The following is a 4,807-nucleotide window of genomic DNA, read 5'->3' as shown; positions in this document are numbered from 1 at the left end:
GCGATCATGCTCGCCGCGTTTTTAATGCTCGGGAGGTATCTCGAAGCCCGGGCAAAGGGCCGGACCTCTGACGCGATCAAAAAACTTGCCGGGCTCCAGGCAAAGACCGCGACAATCATCCGCGACGAAAAAGAGGTCGACGTGGCTATCGAGGATCTCGTGGCCGGCGACATCGTAATCGTAAAACCCGGCAGCAAAATCCCGGTGGACGGCGAGGTCGTGACCGGTGAGAGTTATGTAAACGAAGCGATGATCACCGGGGAGCCGGTCCCGCCCCTGAAAACCAGAGGGAGCCAAGTGGTCGGCGGCACGATCAGCACGAACGGCATCCTCTCGGTCAAAGCGACAAAGATCGGAAAAGAGACCGTACTTGCGCAGATCATTAAGCTTGTCGGGGATGCACAGGGGTCAAAACCGCCTGTCCAGCGGATTGCGGATGTCGCAGTCACGTACTTCATCCCGACGGTCATTCTCATCGCTGCATCTGCATTTATCGTATGGTACTTCCTGTTTCATGCGACCCTGCTCTTTGCCCTTACCGCGCTTATATCGGTACTCGTGGTCGCCTGCCCCTGCGCACTCGGACTTGCCACGCCCACCGCTGTGACGGTCGGGATCGGTCGGGGGGCGGAACTGGGGATCCTCATCAAAAACGGCGAGGCGCTCGAACTCGCCGGGATGGTCACGACCGTGATCTTCGACAAGACCGGGACCCTCACCCGGGGAAAACCGGAAGTGACTGATCTCGCGGCAACCGGCGTCACGGAAGAGACGCTCCTTTCCCTTGCGGCAGCTGTCGAGAAGAACTCCGATCACCCGCTCGCACAGGCAGTTGTCCGGGCTGCACAGGCAAAAGGTGTTGCGATCGGCGATTCCAATAAATTCGATACTCTCGGAGGAAAAGGAGTCCGCGCACTCGTGCTGGGCGAAGAAGTGCTCGTGGGCAACCGCACGCTTATGCAGGAAAACGGTATCGCTCTCCCCGAGGGGATGGACGCAAAGATCCGTGCCTTCGAACAGGATGGCAAGACCGCGATCCTTGTTGCGGTTGGCCACGTTCAGGCGGGCATCATCGCGATCGCGGACACTCTTAAGGACACAAGCGCGGACGCGGTCCGGCAGCTCAGGGCACATGGCATCACCGTGATCATGGTAACCGGGGACAACCGGCGCACAGCAGAATCTATTGCCCGTACGATCGGGATCGACCGGGTGATCGCGGAAGTCCTCCCTGGGGGAAAAGCTGATGTCGTAAAAACCCTGCAGGAGAAAGGAGAAGTCGTGGCCTTTGTTGGCGACGGGATCAACGATGCCCCGGCGCTTGCACAGGCAGATGTGGGGATAGCAATCGGGAGCGGGACCGATATTGCCATCGAGAGCGGGGAGATCGTCCTTGTACGGGACGACCCGCTCGATGCAGTGGCGGCACTCGAACTCTCAAAAAAAGTGATGGGCAGGATCAAAGGAAACATCTTCTGGGCCTTTGCCTACAACGCGGCCCTGATCCCGGTGGGAGCCGGTATCCTCTACCCGTTCTTCGGGTTCGTGTTCCGGCCTGAACTTGCCGCCCTTGCGATGGCCGCGAGCTCAGTGACCGTCGTAACCCTCTCGCTCCTCCTCAAAGGGTATATACCGGAAGCAAAGAAAAAAGATCACGTGGTGATTAAGAAATGGCAATCGACCCGATCTGCAAGATGACCGTTGATGAGAAGACGGCAAAGTTCACGAGCGAGTACAAAGGGAAACGATATTATTTCTGCGCCCCGGGCTGCAAGAAGAAATTTGATGCAGATCCCGCAAAGTACGCGTGACGACAGGGCATAAAACCGGGTGCATACGTCCGCGCGATCGCGTTAATCTTACCAGATTCCCTTTTTTTGTGCAGATTTTCCCGTAATCTTGATATACAAACGACGGCATATGTTTTGCAATTTATCGCCGGACAACTGCAGGGTCGTGTGCGATCCCAATAAAAAGAAGGCATACACTATGGATTTCTTCATCATCAGTCCCGGGATCTTTAACTGGATCATCCTGCCGCTGCTCATCTTCGTTGCGCAGATCGCAAACGTCTGCATGGAGACGCTCCGGATCGTCTTTCTCTCAAAAGGGATGAAGTACCTCGCCCCGGTCATCGCATTCTTTGAGATTATCATCTGGCTCCTTGCCATTGTCGGGGTGCTCAACAACCTCTCCAATGTCTCGTATTTCTTCGCCTATGCTTTCGGGTTTGCACTCGGGACGTACGTGGGTCTTGTCATTGAAGAGAAACTCTCAATCGGCATGGTGATCATGCGTATCATCACTACCGATGGAACCGGCGAGGAGATCACGGACTTCTTACAGGCCGAACACTATGGCACTACCAGCCTTGACGCAAAAGGTGCGCGTGGCGGAGTTATGATGATTATCTCCCTTGTGAACCGCGACGATGTCCCGCGGATCACCCGGCATATCGAGGAAACAAACCCCGATGCATTCTTCTCCATCGAAGATGTGCGGTATGTCAACCAGGGGGTCTTCCGCCCGAGAAAACAGAACCCTTTTACCGGGTTACTGCATAATCTTGCAAAACCGCGGAAGAAACAGTAAGAAAATGCCGGCGTTTTACCTGCTGTCTACGTACGGGTATAGTACCAAATCCTAACTTTTTTCCCTGTCCAAAGTAAAGAATACGTGTCACAGGTTGTACGGGTACATGCCGGGTCGCTGTTGTTTTCAGAATATAGTCGGGTGAAGGTCTATGAAGACCAATATGCCCCTGTCCAAGCCGATACGGAGGTTCATTTCCGAAACCGAACGGATGCTGGACACCGAGATCACCCTGCTCCGGAAACCCGATGCAGCACCCGGCGGGACGCTTGTCGACGTCTATACCTACAATATCGACAAGAATATCATTATCTTTCCTGCAAACTACATCGGCCTGTTAAAGGATTTCGTCATCGCAAAGCAGTGTACCCATCTGTTTATCAAAGGGGCGGCTGCAAAAAAATCCGGTTACAAGATCTGCTCGTTTACCAGCGATTCGGTCTATACAGGCATGCGCCAGATCTATCTTGACGCTCTCAAGGATGAGGTAAACAAGGATAAGAAACTCCCGGTAAAAAAACTCCTTGAGATGCTGTTTATCCTGTACCGGCAGTTCCATGAGGACATCAATGAGCTACCCTGGAACCCAATCGTCAATGCCCGGATCTATTACCGCATGTCCCAGCTCAGGAAGACCCAGCTCTACATTCTCTTAAAGGACGGCAAGCAGGATATGGACGAGATGTCGGACATGATGGATATTGTTCCCCGGCGATACTTTGTACTTGATAAATCCATGTTCTATGCCCGGGACCTCTACCTTGCAAAAACCCTCCCGTCGGACAAGCTCACACCGGTGGTCAACATCCCCCAGATGAAGAAATTCGACCACCTCGAAGTAAAGGAGATGCTCACGACACGATGGACGCACACGGCCTGGTACCAGTCCAAGGTCTTTGGCGACAACATGCTCACGATCATGGAAAAGCATCTGGACGTTGACTGGAGCGGGGATGCAACCCTCGATTACTATGCAACACTCTATGAGACCGGAGTCAGCCTGACCAATGCACTGCTCGCCTATATGTCGATGAAGGACTGGTTTATCTGGGAGAAGCCCAAACACCTGCTTGCTGCACAGGAAAAGATGGCTATCTATGAGCAGGATGCCCTCAAAAGGATCTTCGGCGACCTGATTGAAGACACGTAGTGAAGTTGATGAGTATCTCTGAAAAATCCAAAAAAAACTGGACCGTGATAGCTCATGCCATTAAATGATGTTGTCCCACTCCAGAAAAAAGCGGAACTCTACATCCGGCAGACCAAATACCGGGAGGCTCTTCTCCTGCTCGATCAGGCAATCCGGCTTGATCCGAAGGATGCCAAAAGCTGGTACCTGCGGGCATCGGTGAAAACAGAGATGGAACGATTTGCGGAAGCAATTGTCGATTGCGGGGAGGCGCTTGCCATCAACCAGAATTATGCGGATGCATGGTCGAAAAAAGGACTTGCGCTGTACAATCTCGGCCAGTATCAACCGGCCCTTGCTGCCGCCACCCGTGCTGTATCACTTAATGCCAATGATGCCTCTGCATGGTATATCCGGGGGATCTGCCTTGAAGAGATGGGGAAGAGCGACGAGGCGGAGATTGCCTATGCCAAATCGCTCGAACTGGAGATTATCCTCGATATCAAAGACGAGAGTAAACGCATCCGAAAATAAAAACAGTTTCTCCGGGCAAAGAATGATAGTATCGTCAGGATTCTACGAAAACACTGGAATGCCGGTGACTCTAAGCACCGGACGTTCCGGACCCCCTTTGGTGGATCTGATACGCGATTTATTCTCTTTTCACTTCTGACGGCAGCCGGGCCGGACCATTCCGTACCACAAACACCACTACCGGCGGCCGGCTGTCACGTACGAAACCATTATTAAAAGATAAACCAATCTCCACGGATATAAGGAGGTTTTCGTATGTTATCCAGAACCCTAGAAGAAGCATTGAACCGCCAGGTCAACCGCGAGCTCTACTCATCGTACCTCTACCTTGCCATGTCGGCCTATTTTGAGACGCTCAATCTCAAGGGGTTTGCCGGGTGGATGCTGGTCCAGTCAAACGAGGAGCGGACCCATGCAATGAAATTTTACGATTATATCATTGCACGGCAGGGAAAGGTTGTCCTTGACGCGATAGAGGCACCCAAGACAAAGTGGTCATCGGCCGGCAAGGTCTTTGACGAGGTGTACGCCCACGAGCAGAAAGTAACCGGC

The 4,807-nt window shown here is 53.1% G+C and carries 6 protein-coding genes; all 6 read left to right on the top strand.

Going from position 1 to position 4,807, the window contains the following annotated elements:
• On the top strand, window positions 1-1,698 hold a 1,698-nt coding region (locus WCE46_RS04300; RefSeq protein WP_424732465.1), incomplete at its 5' end, for a copper-translocating P-type ATPase.
• Window positions 1,671-1,811 carry a YHS domain-containing protein gene (locus WCE46_RS04295; protein ID WP_424732464.1) on the top strand — a complete coding sequence of 47 codons (141 nt, stop codon included), beginning with the start codon at window positions 1,671-1,673 and terminating at the stop codon, window positions 1,809-1,811. The genes WCE46_RS04300 and WCE46_RS04295, both read left to right, overlap by 28 nt.
• A 109-nt stretch (window positions 1,812-1,920) precedes the next feature.
• Entirely contained in the window at window positions 1,921-2,592 is a 672-nt protein-coding gene (locus WCE46_RS04290) for a DUF2179 domain-containing protein (protein WP_424732463.1), read from the top strand.
• A gap of 151 nt (window positions 2,593-2,743) precedes the next feature.
• Window positions 2,744-3,742 (top strand): hypothetical protein, encoded by a 999-nt coding sequence (locus WCE46_RS04285; RefSeq protein WP_424732462.1) that lies wholly within the window; start codon window positions 2,744-2,746, stop codon window positions 3,740-3,742.
• A gap of 54 nt (window positions 3,743-3,796) precedes the next feature.
• Window positions 3,797-4,255 carry a tetratricopeptide repeat protein gene (locus tag WCE46_RS04280; RefSeq protein WP_424732461.1) on the top strand — a complete coding sequence of 153 codons (459 nt, stop codon included), beginning with the start codon at window positions 3,797-3,799 and terminating at the stop codon, window positions 4,253-4,255.
• Window positions 4,256-4,510: 255 nt separating this feature from the next.
• A partial coding sequence (locus WCE46_RS04275) for a ferritin (protein ID WP_424732460.1) occupies window positions 4,511-4,807 on the top strand: 297 nt, incomplete at its 3' end.

Origin of the sequence: Methanoregula sp. (assembly GCF_049690535.1) — an archaeon.
In the GTDB taxonomy this organism is placed as follows: Archaea; Halobacteriota; Methanomicrobia; order Methanomicrobiales; family Methanospirillaceae; genus Methanoregula.
This window is presented reverse-complemented; position numbering and strand designations above follow the sequence as displayed.

What these genes read in the sequence shown, in the direction of transcription:
- WCE46_RS04290 (WP_424732463.1), top strand. Translation starts at nt 1,921, where the DNA reads ATGTTTTGCAATTTATCGCCGGACAACTGCAGGGTCGTGTGCGATCCC.
- WCE46_RS04280 (WP_424732461.1), top strand. Translation starts at nt 3,797, where the DNA reads ATGCCATTAAATGATGTTGTCCCACTCCAGAAAAAAGCGGAACTCTAC.
- WCE46_RS04295 (WP_424732464.1), top strand. Translation starts at nt 1,671, where the DNA reads ATGGCAATCGACCCGATCTGCAAGATGACCGTTGATGAGAAGACGGCA.
- WCE46_RS04285 (WP_424732462.1), top strand. Translation starts at nt 2,744, where the DNA reads ATGAAGACCAATATGCCCCTGTCCAAGCCGATACGGAGGTTCATTTCC.